The sequence below is a fragment of the Corallococcus sicarius genome, from assembly GCF_003611735.1.
GTDB classification, from domain to species: domain Bacteria; phylum Myxococcota; class Myxococcia; order Myxococcales; family Myxococcaceae; genus Corallococcus; species Corallococcus sicarius.
The window spans coordinates 35,604-51,098 of sequence record NZ_RAWG01000031.1 but is presented as its reverse complement, the minus strand read 5'-3'; the positions used below and the strand labels follow the sequence as shown (position 1 = coordinate 51,098).

Genomic DNA, 15,495 nt, shown 5'->3' with positions numbered 1-15,495 from the left:
CCGCCGCCCGCGCACCAGCCCTGAAGCAGGGCCGCTTCCCGCTCAGCCGGTTTCCCGCTCAGGAGATGTAGCGGGAGATGAGCGGCATCAGGTCCTCCAGCGGCGCGCTGCCGTTGGACAGGCCTGCCTCCTTCACCACGCGCGGCATGCCGTACACCACGCAGGACGACTCCGCCTCCGTGAGCACCACGCCGCCCGCGGCGTGCACCGCGCGCGCGCCCACGAGCCCGTCCTCGCCCATGCCGGTGAGCACCAGGGCCACGGCGTCCCGGCCCCACCCCGCCGCCACGCTCTCGAAGAGCACGTCCACCGAAGGGTGGTGCGCGGTGTGCGCGGGCTGGCGGTCCAGGCGCACGAGGTCCAGCGCGCCGTGCCGCTCCAGCTTCAGGTGCATCCCCGCACGCGCCAGCACCGCGCGCCCCGGGATGATCTCCATGCCATCGCTCGCCTCCAGCACCTCCAGCGCGCTCAGCGCGTTGAGCCGCTTGGCCACCGCCTCCGTGTAGCCGGCGGGGATGTGCAGCGCGAGCACCACCGGCGCGGGGAAGTCCGCGGGCAGCACCGACAAGAGCCGCGTCAGCGCCTGCGGGCCGCCCGTGGACGTGCCCACCGCCAGGAGCTTCGTGGACGGCGTGACCCCACTGGTGCGCGCGGCGCGGAGGGCGGCGTCCCGCGCCACCTCTTCTGTGTAGTGCGGCGTGGCGTGGCCCGCGATGAGCACCTTCGCCACCAGCTCCGCGCCCAGCTCGTAGAGCCGCTCGGTGGCGAGCGCCGTGGGCTTGTGCACCAGGTCCACCGCGCCCGCCTGGAGCGCGGCCACCGCCAGCTCGCTGTCCGTGCCGGCGCTGCTCACCACCACCACGCGCGGCGCGTCCGGCATGCCGGCCAGCGCGCGCAACAGGCCCAGGCCGTCCAGGGCCGGCATCACCAGGTCCAGGGTGATGACGTCCGGCTTGAACTCCACCATCCGCTCCAGCGCGTCCAGCCCGTCGCGCGCGGTGCCCACCACCTCGATGCCCGGCGCGTCGGACAGCACCTTGCGCAGCACCTTGCGCGCGAACGCCGAGTCGTCCACCACCAGCACGCGCAAGCGAGGCGAGCCCGTCATGGAGCCGCCTTGCTGTAGAAGAACGCGCCGCGGCGCTCCTCGCAGTGCAGCGCTGTACCGAAACGCATCAGGGACTCCGACGTGCCCACCAGCAGGTGCCCCCCGGGTTTGAGCACCCGGGTCAGGTCGTCCACCACGCGCCGCGCGGTGTCGTCCTTGAAGTAGATGAGCACATTGCGGCACAGGATGGCGTCAAAGGTTTCCGGCTCCGGGTAGCTTGCACCCTCCATCAGGTTCAGCTGCCGCCACTCCACCTTCGTCACCAGCTCCGGGCGCACGCGCGGACGGCCCCCCACGACGTCCAGCCAGCGGCCCTCCACGCCCTTGGGCAGCGCGCGCAGACAGCGCAGGTTGTATTCCCCCGCCTTCGCCCGCTCCAGCGCCCGGGGGCTCAGGTCGGTGGCCAGGAGCGACACGTCCCCGAGCACACCCCGGGCATCCAGCATCATGGCCAGCGTGAGGGGCTCCTCGCCGGTGGCGCAGGCCGCGCACCACACCCGGGGCTTCTGGCCGGCACGCGCCCGGGGCACCAGCACCTCCTCCACCAGCGCCTCCAGCGCCTGGGACTCGCGGAAGAAGTACGTCTCATGCACCAGCAGCGAGTCCACCAGCGCGTCCAGCGCCGCGGGCCCCTTCGGGTCGTAGCGGAGGAAGTAGTAGTAGTCGAGCAGCGAGTCGAAGCCCGCGTCCAGCGCGCGCGCGGACACCTTCTCCGACAGCAGGTCCCGGTCCTCCGGGCCGTAGTGCAGCCCGGAGCGCTGCTCGATGAGCATCGTCAGGATGGAGAAGACCTGCGGGGACAACGGCAGCGCGCTCATGGTCAGGAGCGCCTCAGCGGCCCAGCGCCAGCAGGCAGGCACGCCGCACGTCGGCGTCCTCGTCGCGGTGGGCCACCCGGTCCAGCGTCTCGCGCGCCTCCACCGTGCCCAGCGCCGCCACCGCGGGGGCCGCCGCCCGCCGCCCGGCGGGGCTCGCGCCCACCAGGGCCTGCATCAGCGCCGCCCTCGCGTCCGCCCGGCGCATGCGCGCGAGCGCCGCCACCAGCAGGGGCGCGGTGGCGTCGTCCGCCGCCTCCAGCGCCGCCAGCAACCCCGGCAGCCGCCCGTCCACCGGCAGCGCCAGCGCGCCCACCACCTGCTCGCGCAGCATCACGTCCCCCAGCAGCGACACCAGCGCCTGGGTGGCGTGCAGTCCGGTGCGCGTGGCGAGGAAGCCCACCGCCGCGCTGCGCACGCCGTCGTCCCGGTCCCCCGCCGCGCGCAAGAGCGCGGGCAGCGTCTCCGGCGCGTCGTACTCCGCCACCGCCGACAGCGCGACGAGCCGCGTGGCCGGGTCCTCTGAACCCACCGCCTCCAGCAGCACCGGCAGCGCGTCCTGCCGCCGGGCCACGCCCAGCCCCAGCAGCGCCGCGCGGCGCACGTCCGCGTCCGCCGACGAGGCCGCCCGGCGCAGCGCCGCCATGGCGCTCTCCGTGTGCAGGTGCGCCAGCGCGTCCACCACCGCCACGCGCACCTGGCCCGCGTCGTCGTTGGCCAGCGCGACGATGGCGTCCGCGGCCGCCTCCTCGTTGAGCTTCCCCAGCGACTGGCACGCGTAGTAGCGCACCCACGGGTCGCGGTCGTTCAGGCCGCCCAAGAGCGTGGAGGTGATGCGCGCCTGCTTGTCCGTCTGGCCCAGCGCGCGCATGGCCGTGGCGCGCGTGCGCTCGGATTCATGGGTGGCGGCGGCCAGCAGCGCGTCCACCGCGCGCGGGTCGTCGATGAAGGGCAGGCCGTAGATGGCCGCGTCGCGCAGCCGCTCGTCCGGGTCCCGCATGGCCAACAGCAGCGCGTCCAGGCCGCGCGGGTAGCCGAAGTAGGCCACGATGCGCAGCGCCGCGCGCCGCTGGCGCGTGTCCGGCGAGCGCGCCGCCTCCAGCGCCAGGGTCTCCGTCGCCTCGCTGCCCAGCGACTGGATGGCGCCCACCACCGCCTGCGCCACGCGCGGGTCCTCGTCCGACAGCCGCGCGAAGAGGGCGGGCACCGCGGACGTGTCGCCAATGCGCGACAGCGTCTCCGCCGCCAGCGCGCGCACCATCGCGTCCCGGTCCTCCAGGCACAGCAGCACGTCCGGCACCGCCGCGGCCCTGCGGCCCACGAGCGGCAGCAGCACCCGCCGCCGCGTGCTGTCACCCTCGCGCAGCGCCTGGAGGATCTGCGCGTCCGCCTCCGCGCCCAGCTCTCCCAGCGCCGCCGCCGCCGCGCGCGACACGCCCAAATCCTGCGAGTCCAGCAGCTTGAGCAGCCCCACCGCCGCGTCCGCGCCGCCCACCCAGCCCAACAGCCGCGCCACCGCGGTCTTCTCCCCCGCGTCCGCGCCCGTGATGACGTGGGCCAGCCTGCGCCCGGTGGGCTGGGACTCCGAGGAACCGGAGCGCAGCACCGACGGCACCATGCGCGCGCCGCCGAAGCGCTGCACCTGCGCGTCGTGGATCTCCACCAGCGCCACCGCCGCCACGCGCACCACCGCGTCGTTGCCCCGCTGCAAGAGGCCCAGGAGCGCCGGCACCGCGGCCTCCTGGCCGGTGCGGCCCAGGGCGCGCGCGGCCTCCAGGACGTAGAACGGATCCGACAGCAGGGCCATCAGCGCCGGCACCACCGTGGGGTCACCCGAGCGGCCCAGCACGTCGATGGCGGGGAAGATGCGGAAGAAGTTGCCGCTGCCCAGCGAGGCCAGCAGCGCGTCCACCGCCGCGCCGCCGCCAATGCGGCCCAGCGCTTCGATGGCGGCCACCGCCACGTTGTCGTCCTCGTGCACGGTGAGCCGCGCCAGCAGCGGCACGGACTGGCGGCTGCGGCGGCGGCCCAGCACCTGGGCGGCGTCACAGACGATGGCCGGGTTGGGGTCATCCCCCAGGACCTCCACGGGCCCCTCCACGTCGCCGGTGGCGGCCACGAGCGCGTCCACCGCGGCGGCGATGCGCGCCTCGTTGTCCCGCCGGTGGCACAGCACGTCGCACAGCGGCTTCACCGCGGGGGTGCCCAGGCGCGCCAGCGCGGACACCACGGCGCGGCGCACGGCCCAGCTGGACGTGTCCAGCCCGGCCACCAGCGCGGGCAGGTTCGCGGCCCCCTGGCGTGCCAGCTGCTCCACCTCCTCCACCCGCGCGCGGTCGTCCGCGGAGAGGGAGAGGGGGTGTTGTCTTGCGGTCGAGCTCATCGTCACGCCTTCTGCTCCCGGGGGGCCCGGGACGCGTTCGCGTCCTTGCCGCCCAGCAATCCGGTCAGGTGGGACAGCCCCTCCACCTGCTCACCCTGAAGCTTCGCGAGCTGCCCCAGCCGGGCCGCCACCTCCTTCACCTCCTGGGCGGTGATGGCGGTGGTGCGCGCCTGCTGGGCCGTGGTCACGGCGATCTCCCGCGAGCGCCCGCGCATCTCCTCCACCGACCGCCCCACCTGCTCGGTCACCGTGGACTGCTCCTGCGCGGCCCGGGCCACGGCCGCCACGCCCATGGCCTGCTTGCTGGCGGAGGTGGTGAGTGCGGCCAGGGCCTCCGTCTGCTCGTCCAGCGCGCGCGACGTCGTCCTCGCCACCCGGCGCACCTCCTCCGCGCCGCGCACCAGCGTGGACAGCGCCTGGGACTGCTCCTCCGTGGCGCGCGTCACCTCCTGCGCGAGCTTCGCCACCTGGCGGGTGGCCACCTCGCCCTGCTTGAGGGCGCGGCCCTGCTCCACCATGGCCCGCGTGGACTGGGCCACCTCCTTGCGCGCGTTGTCCATGGCGCGCGCCACCTCCTGCGCGGCCTTGGCCTGCTCCGCGATGCCGGTGAGCGCGCGCTGGGTGGAGGACGTCACCTCCTGCGCCACCACGCCCAGGGCGGCCACCTGCTGGCCCTGCGCGGCCACCGCGCCGCTCACGCCCTGCACCAGTTGCCGCATCTGCACCGCGTTCTTCGCCAGGTCCGTGGCCGCCGCGGCCTGCTCCTGCATCGCGCGCGACACCTTCTCCGCCACCTCCGACAGCTGGGTGTTGGAGCGCACCGCCTCGCGCAGCGCCTTGGCCTGGTCCGCGGTGGCCTGGGTGGTCTGCCGCGCCATGCGCCGCATCTCCGAGCCGCCCTGGGCCAGCGCCTGCGCGGCCTGCGCCTGCTCCGTCGCGGACAACGCGATGACGCGCCCCTGCTCGCTCACCTTCGCGGTGGACTGGGCCAGCGCCTGCACCGCCTGCACCTGCTCCGCCGACGCGCGCGACGCCTCGCGCACGTTCTGGCCCAGCTCCTCCACGCCCTTGAGGATGGTGCCCAGCGCCTTCTCCGCGTCCCCTGCCAGCGCCGCGCCTTCATCCGCCGCGCGCACGCCCTCGCCCGTGGCGGCCGCCGCCTCGCGCGACGTCGTCTGCAGGCCCCGGACGATCTTGGCCACGTCCGCGCTCGCCGCCGCCGCGCGGTCCGCCAGGGCGCGGATCTCCTCCGCCACCACCGCGAAGCCGCGGCCGTGCTCCCCCGCCCGCGCCGCCTCGATGCTGGCGTTGAGGGACAGGAGGTTCGTGCGGTCCGCGATGAGGTTGATGGTCTGGACGATGTCGCCAATCTCTTCAGCGCGCCGGCCCATCTCCTTCATCACCCCGGACGACTCCACGATGGACTGCCGGATGCGGCCAAAGCCGGCGATGGAGCGCGCCACCGTGGCGCCGCCCTCGCGCGCGCTCGTACCCACGCGCTCGGCGGCCATCCGCGCCTCTTCCGTCATCTGCGCCGCGCGGCGGGTGGACGTCTCCAGCTGCGCGGACGCGCCGGCGCTGGTGGACGCCAGGCTGTTGATGCTCTCCGCGGCGCGGGCCACCGCCTGGGCGGAGCGCGCCAGCTGTTCGATGGTGGCCGCGTTGGCGTCCACCACGGCCGCGTTCTTCTCCGACGTGGCGGCCACCTCCTCCACGCTGGCGGCCACCTCCTGCACCGTGGACGCGGTGGAGTCCACGTGCGTCTCCAGGGCCCGCGCGTGCTCGGCCACGCCGCGCACGCTGCGCGCGACCTGCTCCGTGGTGGAGGCCGTCTCCTCCACGCTGGAGGCCATGCTGGCCGCGTCGCGCGAGACTTCATTGAGCGCCTTGCCCAGGGTGACGACGGCGCCGGACACCTGCCCCATGCGCTCGCCCACGCCCTGCGCGTCCGACGACAGCCGGGTGATGCCCTTGGACATCTCCTCGATGGTGGCGGCCACCTCTTCGGTGGTGGCGGCGCTCGTCTGGTTGCGCACCACCAGGTCCTCCACGGTGGCGTTCATCTCCTGCACGCTCGCGAGCAGCTCCTCGCTGGAGGCGGCCAGCTCCTCCGCGTTGGCGCTCACGCCCTTCACCGAGCGCGCCACCTCCTCCACCGTGGAGGCCGTCGCGTCCGCGGACACGGCGAGCACCGAGGCGTCCTTGCGCACGCTGGCCACCGACGCGGCCACCTCCTGCATCGCGCCCGCGGTGGCCTCCGCCTCCTGCTGCACGCCCCGGGACGCCTCGCTCATGGCGCGCTGGCTGCGCACCATGGACTGCACCGCGGCGCTCGTCTCCTCCACCTGGGCGGCCACCGATTCAATGGCGGTGCGCACCTGCTCCCCCGACGCCGCCTGCTCGTTGCCCGCCGAAGCGAGCCGCGCCGCGAGCTGCTCCGTGGACTGCACCAGCCCGGCGCTCTCCTCCACCTTGAGGGCCGTGCGCTCGGCCAGCGCGCGTGCGTCGTCCAGGCGAGGGGCGCTGCTACCGTTGTCCGTCGACATCCGCAGTCTCCTCCCCCACCACGCGGGGGAAATCGATGAGCATCACCAGCCGCGGGCCCACCTGCGCCACGGCCTTCACGAAACCCTTCGCACGCTCCACCACCATGGGAGGCGGCGGTTGGATGGAGCGGGGGTCCAACTTCAGGACTTCACGGGCGCTGTCCACGAGCAGCCCCACCGTGCGCTCCCCCAGCTGTCCCACGACCACGCGTGAGTCCAGCGAGCGCGTCCCCGGGGGAAGGCCGAAGCGGGCGCGGGCATCCACCACCGGGATGACGCGGCCGCGCACCTGCACCAGCCCCGCGACATGGGACGGCGCGCCCGGCACCGGCGTCGCGCCGGAGTAGGACTCCATCTGCACCACGTCTGCCGCGGGCATCGCGTACTCGGTCCCGTCCACCTTGAACAGCACGTGCAGCACGCTCATGACACCCACTCCCCAGGACGCGCCGCGCTCTTGCGGCGAAGCCCGTGCGCCGCGCCGAGCGCGCCCAGGTCCAACACCAGCGTGGGCCGGCCATCTCCCAGGTCCGTGGCGCCCGCCACGCCCGGCACCCGCACGAGCGGGTCCTCCAGGGGACGCAGGACGATCTCCTGCTGGCCCACGAGCCGGTCCACCGCGAAGGCCACCGGCTCCCCGCGCTGCCGGACGATGAGCGCCTTGGCGCCCCGGCTGACGCCCTCCTGCGCGGGCGCCGTGCGGTCCAGCAGTCGCTCCAGCGCGAGCAGCGGCACCGCCATGCCCCGGCGCTCCACCAGCCCCATGCCGTCCGCGCCGGCCGGCCGCACCACGCGCAGCGCGTCCACGTCGATGAGCTCCTCCACCGTGCCCACCGCGACCGCGTACTTGAGGCCCGCGCATTCAAAGACGATGGCGTCCACCAGCGTCACCGTGAGGGGCACGCGCAGGGTGAACGTGGTGCCCGCGCCCTTGCGCGTCTCCATGCGCAGTTCGCCGCCCAGCTGCTCCACGACGATGCGCCGCACGATGTCCATGCCCATGCCCCGGCCGCTGGTGCTCGTGGCCTCCCGGCGCGTGGACAGCCCGGGACGACACAGCAGGTCCAGGAGCCCGTCCACCGACTCCGGCACGGGCGCGTCCGCCGCCTTCGCCACCGCCTTCGCGTCCACGCCCCGGCCGTCGTCGCGCAGGGTGATCTCCAGCTGGCCGCTGGAGCGCGCGTGGCAGCCCAGGTGCACCAGCCCCTCCGGAGGCTTGCCCGCCGCGACGCGCTCCTCCGGCAGCTCCAGCGCGTGGTCCACCGCGTTGCGCACCAGGTGCACCAGCGCGGGCAGCAGCCGGTCCGCCACGGCCTTGTCCAGCTCCGCGTCGCCCACGTCCAGCTCCAGCCGCACCGCCTTGCCCGTGGTGCGGCGCAGCCCGCGCACCAGCAGGGGCAGCCGCTCCAGCACGTCCCCCACGCGCACCATGCGCAGGCGCAGGATGGCGGAGCGCAGGTCGCGCAGCTGCCGGCCGTTCTCCTGGAGGATGGCCGTCAATTCGCGCGTGGGAGCCCCGGAGGCCGTGAGCGCCGCCACCGCGCGCGTCAGCCGGGAGCGGTTCACCACGAGCCCCGCCAGCCACTCCATGGCCTCGTCCAGCCGCGACACCTCCACGCGCAGCAGGCCGCCGCCCCGGCGGACCTCCGGCTCCTCCAGCTCGTCCTCGGACACGGCCCCGGGCACGGACGCGGCCGCCAGCAGCGCCGTCTCCGGCAGCGGCGCCAGGACGACCGCGGGCTCCTCGGGCGCGTCCGCCTCCAGCGAGCGCACGGTGGCGGGAGCCCCGCCCACCACGTCCAGCAGCACCGCGTCGTCCGCAGAGGTGATGAGCAGCAGCGCGAACGCGAGCGAGGCCCCGCCCGCGGCGGCGCCGGACAGCGGCAGCACCTTCACGATGTCGCCGAGCTTCGCCACGCGCTCGCGCACGGAGTTGATGGTGATGCCCTGGGCGGCGCGCTCGGTGGAGGGCACGAAGTCCAGCCGCACCGCGCGCTGCCCCGCCGCGAGCCCGCCCTCCAGTTGCTCGCGCTCCGACGGCGCCAGCTTCGAGGCGAACGCGGCCTCCGCGTCCAGCACCACGCGCCGGGACGGAGGGGGCGCCGCCTCCAGCACGTGCGGGCCCAGGGCCTCCAGCCGCTCCAGCAGCTTCACCGGCGCGGGCGACGCCGTCTTTCCAGCGCCCAGCTGCCGCACGCGCTGTTCGATGGCGCGCAACCCCTCCACCAGCGGCTCCACGCTGGATTCGGGCAGGCGGCCTCCGGCCTGATCCGCCAGGCGCAGGGACGTCTCCATCCAGTGCGCCACGGAGACGATGGGCTCCACGTCCACCATGGCGGACAGGCCCTTGATGGTGTGCAGGGCGCGGAACAGCTCGCGCACGGCGCGGGGCTGGGCCGCCCCCCGGCGCACGGCCTCCTCCACCGCGAGCAGGTCCCGCTGCGCGGACGCCAACAGCTCATCCACCTCCGCCAGATATGCGGGGAGGAACTCCGCGAACTCCACGGACGTCGTCACCCGCGCGACGCCTCGTCCTGGGGCTTCGCGTCCTGGGACGGGGACTTCTCCAGCAGGGACCGGGCCGCGCCCTGGATGGAGTCCGGCGTGAAGGGCTTGGTCATGAAGAGGCTCGCGCCCGCGGACAGCGCCCGCTCGCGGGAGGCCTCGTCCCCGCGGGTCGTGACGATGATGATGGGCAGCGAGCGCAGGTGGTCCTGGCCCCGCACGAACTCCACCACCTCGATGCCCCCGATGTCGGGCATGTTGAGGTCCAGGACGAGCAGGTCATAGGACTTGAGCGACAGCTGCTCGATGGCCTCCAACCCGCTGGAGGCCTGCGTGAAGCGGCTGTCCGGGTAGGGGCGCAGGCATGCGACGACCATCTCGCGCATCACCTTGCTGTCATCGACGACGAGTACCTCGGGCATGGCGTCCTCTGGAAACGACCGAGCAAGCTAGATCGATTCCGGTCTGCTGAAAAAAATGAGTCATCGCACGCAGGCCAAGCGTTGGTTTCTCCACGCACGCTTCCCGGGTGTGTCACGAAGCCCCGTTGCTTCCCAAGGAATCGACCCCAAAGCCATGCGCTTGCCTCCCTCTCCGCTCGATGCCGTCTTTCCCCGCCCGACAGGGTCCACCGCCCCGGCGGACGAGCCCGCCCCTTGCGTCTGGGTGGTGGATGACAGCGCCAGCGAGGCCCGCTTCATCAAGACGGCGCTGGGAACGGGGTTCCAGGTGGAAACGTTCCCCGACGGCGCCGCGATGCTCGAACGCCTGCACTCCGGGCGGGCCCCGGACGCGGTGGTGCTGGACTGGGAGATGCCAGGGATGTCCGGCCCGGAGGTCTGCCAGTTCCTGCGCAGCCAGCCGGAGACGGAGGTCCTGCCGGTGCTGATGCTCACCGCGCACAACCGGCCGGAGGACCTGGTGCTGGGGCTGCGCGCGGGCGCCAATGACTACGTGGCCAAGCCCTTCCGCACGGAGGAGGTCCGCGCGCGGGTGAACGCGCTGGTGCGCACCAAGCGGCTGGTGGACGCGGTGCGGCGCGCGGACCGGGAGAAGGCGGAGGCGCTCGCGCAACTGGACGCGCTCCTCATCTCCTCGCCGGTGGGGCTGTCACTGCTGGACCGCGACCTGCGCTTCGTGCGCGTCAACGCGCGGATGGCGAAGCTGGACGGGCTGCCCCCGGAGTCCTACGTGGGGAGGAAGCTGGGGGAGGTGCTGCCCGGCATGGCGTCCCGCCTGGAGCCCGTCCTGCGCCGCGTGCTGGAGACGGGCGAGCCCGTGGAGGAGCTGGCGTTCTCCATGAAGCCGCCGGACGCCGACGCGGCGGGGGGCGAGCTGCACCTGATGGTGGGCTTCCACCCGGTGCGCACCCCCAGCGGGGAGGTGCTGGGCGTGGGGACGGTGCTGGTGGACGTCACCCGGCACAAGCAGGCGGAGGCGGAGCTGCACGCGTCCGGGGAGTTCCGCGAGCGCTTCCTGGGCATCGTCGGGCACGACCTGCGCAACCCCCTCAACGCCATCCGCATGGCGGCCAGCTTCCTCATCGCCCACGAGCAGATGCCGGCGCCGTTGATGCGCACCGCGGGGCGCATCGTCAGCAGCGCGGACCGGATGACGCGGATGATCACCGAGCTCTTGGACTTCACCCGCAGCCGGCTGGGCGGCGGCATCCCCCTCACGCCGGGCGCCATGGACCTGGGCGGGCTGGTGCGCCAGGTGGTGGAGGAGCTGGAGCTGGTCCACCCGAGCCGCGTCCTGAAGGTCACGTCCGCCGGGACGTTGACGGGCTCCTGGGACGCGGACCGGCTCACCCAGGTCCTGGGCAACCTGCTGGGCAACGCGCTCCAGTACAGCCCCGCGGACAGCGTCGTGGAGGTGTCGCTCCACGGCGGGGCGGAGCAGGTCATCGCCCGGGTCGCCAATCAGGGGCCGCCCATCGCCCCGCGGGAGCTGGCCCTGCTCTTCCACCCCTTCCAGCGCGCGACCACCAGCGCGCACGTGCCGTCCGGGCTGGGCCTGGGGCTCTTCATCTCCGAGCAGATCGTCCGCAGCCACCGGGGGACCCTCACCGTGGAGTCGGACGCGGAGCGGACCGTCTTCACCCTGATGCTGCCGCGCGGGCCCTGAGGGCTCCGGGTGCCCGCCCGCTCCGGGGCCTTGCGGACAGCCGGGCCCCTGGCGTCTGGAATTCCCCCGTTCCCTGCCCTACCGTGGGCGCGTGTCCACCACGCAACACTCCATCACCCTGCTGCTGGTCGAAAACAACCGCGACGTCCGCGAGGCGCTGAAGGAGATCCTCGAGTCAGAGGACTACCAGGTCTTCACGGCGGTGAACGGGCAGGACGCGCTGAACGTGCTGTCGCGGCTGGAGCGGGTCCCGGAGCTCATCCTGCTGGACCTGGTGATGCCGGTGATGGACGGCCACGCCTTCATCGACCACCTGGGCCGCCTGGGCGTGCTGCCCCTGACGCGGGTGCTGGTGCTGACGGCGCACCCCACCCTGCCGCTGCCCAAGGGCGTCTCCGGACGGCTGGGCAAGCCGGTGCGGCTGGAGGAGCTGCTGGACGCCATCGCCGTACACGCCGTGCCCGCGGCCCGCGCGGCGCCCTGAGTCGGGAGGCCGCGCGCCGTCACACGGCGGGAGGGCAGTGCCGGGCCACCAGCTTGAGCAGCTCCATGATGTCCACGGGCTTGCGCAAGAGGCCCACCGTGCCCGGGGGCGCGGTGGCGGAGAAGTGGGCGGTGAGCATCAGCACCGGCAGCTCGCGGTAGCGGTCATCCGCGCGCAGGCGGTGCAGGAACTCGTACCCGTCCATCACCGGCATCATCAGGTCCAGCAGCACCATGCACGGCCGGGCGGAGGTGGCGAGGACGTCCAGGGCCAGCTGCCCGTTGGCGGCCTGCAACACCGCGTAGTCCTCCATCTCCAGGAGCTCGGCCACCACCTCGCGCAGGTCCGGCTCGTCGTCGACGATCAGGATGGTGGGCTGGGGCGTCGTTCTCAACACGAAGGACAGCCTACGCAGGTCGTCCGGGCACCGCCAGCAATGACACCGCCCTGTGCATCCGGCCACCGGGGCGCAAGCGCCTGCCTGGCGCAGGGCCCCAGGCCGGGTGCCCGGCGACATCCCCCGGTGGGAAAGGGCCCCAGGCGTTGCACCCCGGGACGGGACCCCCAACCGTCCCCTTAGACGCCCATGAAACACCTCGCCGACCTCATCGAAGCGAACACGGAAGCCCTGGTTCACCGCTTCGTCGAGGAGCTGCGCGGCAGGGAGAGCCTCCAGGGGCTGAAGCCCTCGGAGATCATCACCACGCTGCCGGAGTACCTGCGCGCCGTGGCGGGCATCTGCCGTCACGGCCCCACGCCGGAGCGGCTTCAGACGCGCCGGCGCCTGGAGGAGGCCCACATCAACCTGCGCCTGCGGGTGGGCGCCACGCAGGAGGACGTGACGGACGAGTACACGCTCCTGGGCCGGCTCATCCCCCGGCTGTGGTCGGACGCCCGGCCCGAGCAGAAGCCCTGCGCCCCGGAGCTCCAGTGCCTCTTCGAGCAGCTGGAGAACGCGATGGACCACGTGGTGGTCCTCTTCTCCGGCTACACGCTGGAGGACCGTCAGCGGGAGAAGCGCTTCCTGCGCCAGTTGGACGCGCTGGCGCCCCGGGAGCTGGCGGCACGGGAGGACCTGCACGCGCGGCTCAAGCCCCTGGTGGACACCGTCCGCCGCGCGCTGAAGGCCTCCGGGGCGGAGCTGTTCCTGGTGGAGCCGGACGGCCGGACGCTGGTCGCCGTCACGAACACGAAGTCCGACGCTCCCGGGCTCGGCACGCGGCGGGTGGACTCCCAGGGGCCGTCCTTCCTGGGGCGGGTGGCCCGCTCGGAGGAGCCGCTGGTGCTGGCGCAGGCGCGCGGGCTGGCCGCGTCCGAGCGCGAGGGGCTGGACGCGCAGGGCTTCAGCACGCTGCTGGGGCTGCGGCTGTGGCCCCACGGCGAGCTGATGGGCGTGCTGTGCGTGGGCTTCACGGAGGGGCGCCCCGTGCCGCCGCAGACCAAGCGCTTCCTGGAGACGCTGGTGGAGTACCTCTCCGGCATCCTCGACCGCGCGCTGCTGATGGGGAAGCTCCATGAAGCGCACGAACAGATGGCGGCGTCGGAGACGCGCTACCGGCTGGCGACCCAGGCGGCCACTGACGCCGTCTGGGATTGGGACCTGGTCACGAACCGGCTGACCTGGAGTGGGGGCCTCCACAACCTGACCGGCTTCACGCCGGAGGAGGCGGGGGCGACCGTGGACTGGTGGGTCGCGCACATCCACCCCGAGGAGCGCGAGCGCATGGAGCGCGGCATCCACGCGGCCCTCCAGGGCACGCAGGGGCGGTGGCAGGACGAGTACCGTTTCCAGGACCGCCACGGGGACTACGTGCGCGTGCGGGACACCGGGGTCATCCGCCGCGACGCGCAGGGGCGCGGCGTGCGGATGGTGGGCGCCATGCAGGACATCACCACCCGGTGGAAGACGGAGGCCGGGCGCGAGCAGCTCCTCCAGGAGGCGCGCACGGCGCGCGTCCAGGCGGACCTGGAGCTGGAGCGGCTCAACACGCTGCTGCACCAGGCGCCGGTCGCGCTCGCCATCCTCCAGGGCCCCACGCACGTCGTGGAGCTGGCCAACCCCCGCATCCTCCAGCTCTGGGGACGCACGCGCGCCCACGTGCTGCACCGCCCGGTGCTGGAGGCGCTGCCGGAGGTGAAGGGCCAGGGCATCCAGGAGCTGCTGGACGGGGTGTTCACCACGGGCGTGCCCTACGTGGGCCAGGAGCTTCTCGTGCGGCTGGCGCGGTCCCCGGGCGGAGCGCTGGAGGACGTGTACTTCAACTTCGTCTACCAGCCGCTGCTGCGCGCGGAGGGTGACGTGGAGGGCATCCTCGTCGTCGCCACCGAGGTCACCGAGAGCGTGCGGGCCCGGCAGCGCACGGAGGCGCTGGCCAGCACGCTGCGCACCAGCGAGGAGCGGCTGCGGCTGGCGCAGGACGCGGCGGACATGGGCAGCTGGGACATCCAGCCGCTCACGGGCGAGGCGTCCTGGAACCCCCGCTTCCGCGCCCTGACGGGCCTGCCCCCGGACGGCGAGGTGTCGCTGTCGGAGGCCATGCAGTTCGTCCTCGAGGAGGACCGACCCGTGGTGGAGCAGGCGATGGCGGAGGCCAACAGGCCGGGGGGCTCCGGCGAGTACGCGTGCGAGTTCCGCGTGACGAGGCCCGGCGGGGACGGCCAGAAGGTGCGCTGGATCTCCGGGCGGGGGCAGACCCACTTCGGGCCGGACGGCCTGCCCGCGCGCTTCGTGGGCACGGCGCTGGACGTGACGGAGCGCAAGCGGGCGGAGGCCGAGGCCCGGCAGCGCGCGGAGTTCGAGCAGTACCTGGTGGGCATCGTGTCCCACGACCTGCGCAACCCCCTGAGCGCCATCCTCCTGGGCACGTCGTCGCTGCTGCGGCGCGATGAGCTGGACGAGCGCTCCATCAAGGCCGTCCTGCGCATCCAGGCCTCCGCCGAGCGGGCGGTGCGGATGATCCGCGACCTGTTGGACTTCACCCAGGCCCGCGTGGGCGGCGGCATCCCGGTGCACTGCCAGGACCTGGACCTGGTCGCGGTGGTGCAGCAGGTGGCGGAGGAGGTGCAGGTGAACTTCCCGGAGCGCGTCCTGCGCACGGTCACCACGGGCCCCGACACGCGGGGGCGCTGGGACCCGGACCGCATCGCGCAGGTCATCACCAACCTGGTGAGCAACGCGCTGAAGTACTCGCCGGAGGGCACGCCGGTGACGGTGCGCGTGGGGGGGACGGGCCAGAGCGCCGTCCTGGAGGTGCACAACACGGGCGACCCCATCCCGGCGGACCTGCTGCCCCGCCTCTTCCAGCCCATGCAGCGCGGGGGGCCCGGCATGGACCGCACGACGCGCAGCGTGGGGCTGGGGCTCTACATCGTGCGGCACATCGTGGACGCGCACGGGGGCACCATCGACGTGACGTCCACCGCGGAAGCGGGCACGACGTTCACGGTGCGGCTGCCCCGCGCGGGCGTCAGGCCTCCCGGCAAGACCTAGCCACGGGGCATCGCGACAGGGATGGGTCCGAGGCAGG

11 protein-coding genes are annotated in these 15,495 nt (G+C 73.8%); 3 read left to right on the top strand and 8 right to left on the bottom strand.

What is annotated here, in order from left to right; translation table 11 throughout:
* Positions 1 to 58: 58 nt before the first annotated feature.
* From cheB to D7X12_RS07245, 7 genes are read right to left on the bottom strand one after another with little or no spacing between them, the layout of a single operon-like run.
* Positions 59 to 1,108: a chemotaxis-specific protein-glutamate methyltransferase CheB gene (gene cheB / locus D7X12_RS07275; RefSeq protein WP_120624529.1), complete on the bottom strand. Its 1,050-nt coding sequence runs from the start codon at positions 1,106 to 1,108 to the stop codon at positions 59 to 61.
* The gene (locus D7X12_RS07270; RefSeq protein WP_120624536.1) at positions 1,105 to 1,926 is read right to left on the bottom strand and encodes a CheR family methyltransferase; all 822 of its coding nucleotides are present in this window, start codon (positions 1,924 to 1,926) and stop codon (positions 1,105 to 1,107) included. Before D7X12_RS07270 ends, cheB begins: the two co-directional genes overlap by 4 nt.
* A 13-nt stretch (positions 1,927 to 1,939) precedes the next feature.
* A complete protein-coding gene (locus tag D7X12_RS07265) occupies positions 1,940 to 4,306 on the bottom strand; it encodes a HEAT repeat domain-containing protein (protein WP_279637154.1) in 2,367 nt (788 codons plus the stop codon).
* A gap of 2 nt (positions 4,307 to 4,308) precedes the next feature.
* Positions 4,309 to 6,852 (bottom strand): methyl-accepting chemotaxis protein, encoded by a 2,544-nt coding sequence (locus D7X12_RS07260; protein WP_120624527.1) that lies wholly within the window; start codon positions 6,850 to 6,852, stop codon positions 4,309 to 4,311.
* On the bottom strand, positions 6,833 to 7,279 hold the full coding sequence (locus tag D7X12_RS07255; RefSeq protein WP_120624526.1) for a chemotaxis protein CheW: 447 nt from the start codon (positions 7,277 to 7,279) through the stop codon (positions 6,833 to 6,835). The genes D7X12_RS07260 and D7X12_RS07255 overlap by 20 nt, the downstream gene beginning before the upstream one ends.
* Positions 7,276 to 9,369: a chemotaxis protein CheA gene (locus D7X12_RS07250; protein WP_120624525.1), complete on the bottom strand. Its 2,094-nt coding sequence runs from the start codon at positions 9,367 to 9,369 to the stop codon at positions 7,276 to 7,278. The genes D7X12_RS07255 and D7X12_RS07250 overlap by 4 nt, the downstream gene beginning before the upstream one ends.
* Positions 9,366 to 9,779, bottom strand: a complete 414-nt coding sequence (locus D7X12_RS07245; RefSeq protein WP_120624524.1) for a response regulator — start codon at positions 9,777 to 9,779, stop codon at positions 9,366 to 9,368. The genes D7X12_RS07250 and D7X12_RS07245 overlap by 4 nt, the downstream gene beginning before the upstream one ends.
* A gap of 154 nt (positions 9,780 to 9,933) precedes the next feature.
* Here D7X12_RS07245 and D7X12_RS07240 point away from each other — a divergent pair, with 154 nt between their 5' ends.
* Together D7X12_RS07240 and D7X12_RS07235 are read left to right on the top strand one after the other, a co-directional pair.
* Entirely contained in the window at positions 9,934 to 11,484 is a 1,551-nt protein-coding gene (locus D7X12_RS07240; protein ID WP_158619989.1) for a sensor histidine kinase, read from the top strand.
* Positions 11,485 to 11,575: 91 nt separating this feature from the next.
* Positions 11,576 to 11,968 (top strand): response regulator, encoded by a 393-nt coding sequence (locus tag D7X12_RS07235; protein WP_120624522.1) that lies wholly within the window; start codon positions 11,576 to 11,578, stop codon positions 11,966 to 11,968.
* Positions 11,969 to 11,987: 19 nt separating this feature from the next.
* On the opposite strand, the gene D7X12_RS07230 is transcribed toward D7X12_RS07235, so the two are convergent.
* A complete protein-coding gene (locus D7X12_RS07230) occupies positions 11,988 to 12,365 on the bottom strand; it encodes a response regulator (protein ID WP_244224408.1) in 378 nt (125 codons plus the stop codon).
* A gap of 189 nt (positions 12,366 to 12,554) precedes the next feature.
* On the opposite strand from D7X12_RS07230, the gene D7X12_RS07225 reads away from it, so the two are divergent.
* Complete coding sequence (locus D7X12_RS07225) at positions 12,555 to 15,458, top strand: sensor histidine kinase (RefSeq protein ID WP_120624520.1); 2,904 nt, start codon at positions 12,555 to 12,557, stop codon at positions 15,456 to 15,458.
* Positions 15,459 to 15,495 lie beyond the last annotated feature (37 nt).

Excerpts from the sequence above, each read along its gene's own strand:
- cheB (WP_120624529.1), bottom strand. The coding sequence starts at position 1,108 with ATGACGGGCTCGCCTCGCTTGCGCGTGCTGGTGGTGGACGACTCGGCG.
- D7X12_RS07270 (WP_120624536.1), bottom strand. The coding sequence starts at position 1,926 with ATGAGCGCGCTGCCGTTGTCCCCGCAGGTCTTCTCCATCCTGACGATG.
- D7X12_RS07265 (WP_279637154.1), bottom strand. The coding sequence starts at position 4,306 with ATGAGCTCGACCGCAAGACAACACCCCCTCTCCCTCTCCGCGGACGAC.
- D7X12_RS07260 (WP_120624527.1), bottom strand. The coding sequence starts at position 6,852 with ATGTCGACGGACAACGGTAGCAGCGCCCCTCGCCTGGACGACGCACGC.
- D7X12_RS07255 (WP_120624526.1), bottom strand. The coding sequence starts at position 7,279 with ATGAGCGTGCTGCACGTGCTGTTCAAGGTGGACGGGACCGAGTACGCG.
- D7X12_RS07245 (WP_120624524.1), bottom strand. The coding sequence starts at position 9,779 with ATGCCCGAGGTACTCGTCGTCGATGACAGCAAGGTGATGCGCGAGATG.
- D7X12_RS07240 (WP_158619989.1), top strand. The coding sequence starts at position 9,934 with ATGCGCTTGCCTCCCTCTCCGCTCGATGCCGTCTTTCCCCGCCCGACA.
- D7X12_RS07225 (WP_120624520.1), top strand. The coding sequence starts at position 12,555 with ATGAAACACCTCGCCGACCTCATCGAAGCGAACACGGAAGCCCTGGTT.